This window comes from Variovorax sp. YR634 (assembly GCF_900106655.1).
In the GTDB taxonomy this organism is placed as follows: domain Bacteria; phylum Pseudomonadota; class Gammaproteobacteria; order Burkholderiales; family Burkholderiaceae_C; genus Variovorax.
Genome location: NZ_FNOL01000054.1, coordinates 1 through 2,681 on the forward strand (window position 1 = coordinate 1; position 2,681 = coordinate 2,681).

Here is a 2,681-nt window from a genome sequence, read left to right on the forward strand (position 1 = left end):
GTAAGCGACCGGTCATGTCATCTTGACGCGGATACCGCGTCAAACACCATTGATCTCGTCGATGGCTTGCCCGTCGTCGTAGAACTGGGCGATGGCTTTATCAAGCCGCTTGAGCAACGCGTCTAGCGTTTCGCCTTCACGACGAACAAGCATGGCCACGCTGTTGTGGTCGTCGGCGGCAGTGGCTGTGCACTCGATCGGGTAGATCGCGCCGATCGTGATCTCACCGCCGTCTGCAATCAGTGCTTCGATGTTCTTCATGCCTGAGCATTCTGGCCGGCGCTGACGGGAGCCCAACGATGCGGCAGAAGCTCACCCACGAGCCGGACCTTCTGCGTGGGCAAGCGCTGCAGAACATCCCTGAGGTACTGGTACGGATCGAGCCCGTTGAGCTTGGCCGATTGGATCAAGCTCATCACCGCAGCCGCGCGCTGGCCCGCACGCAGCGAACCCGCGAACAACCAGTTCGAGCGCCCCAGCGCAATCGGACGGATCTGGTTCTCCACCCAGTTGTTGTCGATCGGCAATTGCCCATCGTCGATATAGCGTATGAGCGCAGTCCATCGCTTCAGGCTGTAGTCCAGCGCCCTTGCCAGCGCAGTGCCGTCGGTTGCTCGCAGTCGGTGCGCAATCATCCAGGCATGCAACGCATTAGCGACCGGTCGCGCCTTCTGCCGGCGAATCTCAAGCCGCTGTTGCGCGCCCAGATCGCGCACCTCGCGCTCGATCTCGTAGAGTTCCCCGAAGAACTTCAGCGCCTGCTCGGCCACCGCGCTCTTGTTGCTCGTGTGCAGCTCGAAGAACTTGCGCCGCGCATGGGCCGCGCAGCCGACCTCGGTGATGCCTTGGCTGAAGCTGGCCTTGTACCCCGCATAGTCATCGCAGACCAGCTTGCCTTTCCACGGTTCATTGCCCCGTTGCAGGAACGCTCGAGCATGCTCGCCGGCACGGCTGTCCGCGAAGTCGTAGACCACGGCCTTCAGCCCCTCGAAGACGCCAGGGCAGTACGCCCACAGGTAGGCCTTGTGCGTCTTCTTCTTGCCTGGCGCGAGCATTGCCACCGGCGTCTCATCGGCATGCAGCACGCCGTGGCTCAGGACCTCGTCCTTGAGAGCATCCACCAGCGGCTGCAGCTGTACGCCGCACACACCCACCCATTCGGCCAGCGTTGAGCGTGCCAGCGGCATGCCAGCGCGCGCGAAGATGCTTTCCTGGCGGTACAACGGCATGTGGTCGGCGTACTTGGCCACCAGCACCTGGGCCAGCAAGCCGGCCGTCGGGATGCCCTTGTCGATGACCTGCGCAGGCACGGGTGCTTGGATCAGGGTCTCGCACTTCGCGCAGGCCCACTTGCCCCGGACGTGGCGCTCCACCGTGAACACACCCGGCGTGTAGTCGAGCTTCTCGCTCACGTCCTCGCCGATGCGCTGGAGCACGCAGCCGCATTTGCAGGTCGTGGATTCAGGTTCGTGGTGGAACGATGTGCGCGGCAGGTGCGCAGGCAGCGGGTGACGCCGGGGCTGCTGTGGATCCGAGGGCCGCGGCCTGGAGCGCAGCAAGTCGAGCTCCATTTCGACGGCGGCGATGTCGGCGTCGACGCTCTCGTCCAGCAGGCTCTTCTGCGCGGCGTCGAGCTGCTCGCTGCGGGCACTGAACTTCCAACGCTTGAGGACCGCGATCTCATGCGTGAGCTGGTCGATACGCGCCTCGCTCCAGACGAGCTTGCGATCCTTCATCAGGATCTCGCCGTCGGAGTGCGACAGTCGTGCCAACAAGTCCTGCGCCAGCGCGCGCAACTCGGCCTCGCCGAGTCCCTGGAGTTGTTCGCTGGTGAGCATGCCCGCCAGTGTGCCGATCTTCGCAGCACGGGCCTATTCGCAAACGCCCCAATTGCTGTGGGGCCGCCTGCCGCTCACGCCATGGTGATGGCGCCTGCATCACCCAGGCGCTGCCAGGGCAGCCCGAGCACGAGCGCATCGAGCTGTTCACGAGACAGGGCCATCTGCGCTCCCAGGGCGGTGTTGGCCCAGAGGAATCGGCCTTGATGCAGCCGGCGCGCACACAGCCAGATCCCGATGCCGTCGTGCACCAGCACCTTCATGCGGTTGGCGCGTCGATTGGCGAAGAGGTAGGCGTGGTACGGCTTGGCTGACCCGAAGACCTGGACGACGCGCGACAGCGCGGTGTCGGTGCCCGCGCGCATATCCAACGGCTCGGCCGCCAGCCACACCGCATCGATACGGATCACCGCAGCAGCTCGCGCATCCAGGCCGCGCACTCGGACGCAGCCGTCACGGGCCAGGAGACCTTGACCGTGAGCGCGCCGCGGCGCAGTTCGATGACGAGTTCTTGCGCCGGTGTGGGCTGCGAGGCCGTGAGCGGCAGCGCGATGAAGGAGTGTGCGGGCGTCGGTCTCTCAGTGGCTTGGCGCGCCGACGGTACCTCGGCCATCCGGCGCCACTTGTGCACCAGGTTCGCGTTCAGGCCATAGGCCAGCGCAATGCCGGCCACTGAAGCTTCGGGCTTGGCGCATTCGGCCAGCACCTGGCTCTTGAGGGCTGCGTCGTGCCGCCGCCGGGGGAGTCGTTTGGAGTCTTGAATGGTGTCCACCTGTGAGTCTGGTGGACACCATGCTGGTCGGGCCTCCCGGCGGATTCAAGATGCGTTGGCCGGACGCTTAC

General features: G+C 65.2%; 4 protein-coding genes. All 4 read right to left on the reverse strand.

The window, feature by feature from the left end; translation table 11 throughout:
- Positions 1 to 39: 39 nt before the first annotated feature.
- The 4 genes from BLV60_RS33780 to BLV60_RS33795 all read right to left on the reverse strand — a co-directional run bounded on the left by BLV60_RS33780 (position 40) and on the right by BLV60_RS33795 (position 2,610).
- On the reverse strand, positions 40 to 261 hold the full coding sequence (locus BLV60_RS33780) for a hypothetical protein (RefSeq protein WP_093060149.1): 222 nt from the start codon (positions 259 to 261) through the stop codon (positions 40 to 42).
- On the reverse strand, positions 258 to 1,838 hold the full coding sequence (locus BLV60_RS33785) for an IS66 family transposase (RefSeq protein WP_093060151.1): 1,581 nt from the start codon (positions 1,836 to 1,838) through the stop codon (positions 258 to 260). Before BLV60_RS33785 ends, BLV60_RS33780 begins: the two co-directional genes overlap by 4 nt.
- Before the next feature lie 74 nt (positions 1,839 to 1,912).
- Positions 1,913 to 2,248, reverse strand: a complete 336-nt coding sequence (tnpB, locus tag BLV60_RS33790; RefSeq protein ID WP_218132270.1) for an IS66 family insertion sequence element accessory protein TnpB — start codon at positions 2,246 to 2,248, stop codon at positions 1,913 to 1,915.
- Entirely contained in the window at positions 2,245 to 2,610 is a 366-nt protein-coding gene (locus tag BLV60_RS33795; RefSeq protein ID WP_256329701.1) for an IS66-like element accessory protein TnpA, read from the reverse strand. The genes tnpB and BLV60_RS33795 overlap by 4 nt, the downstream gene beginning before the upstream one ends.
- Positions 2,611 to 2,681: the final 71 nt, after the last annotated feature.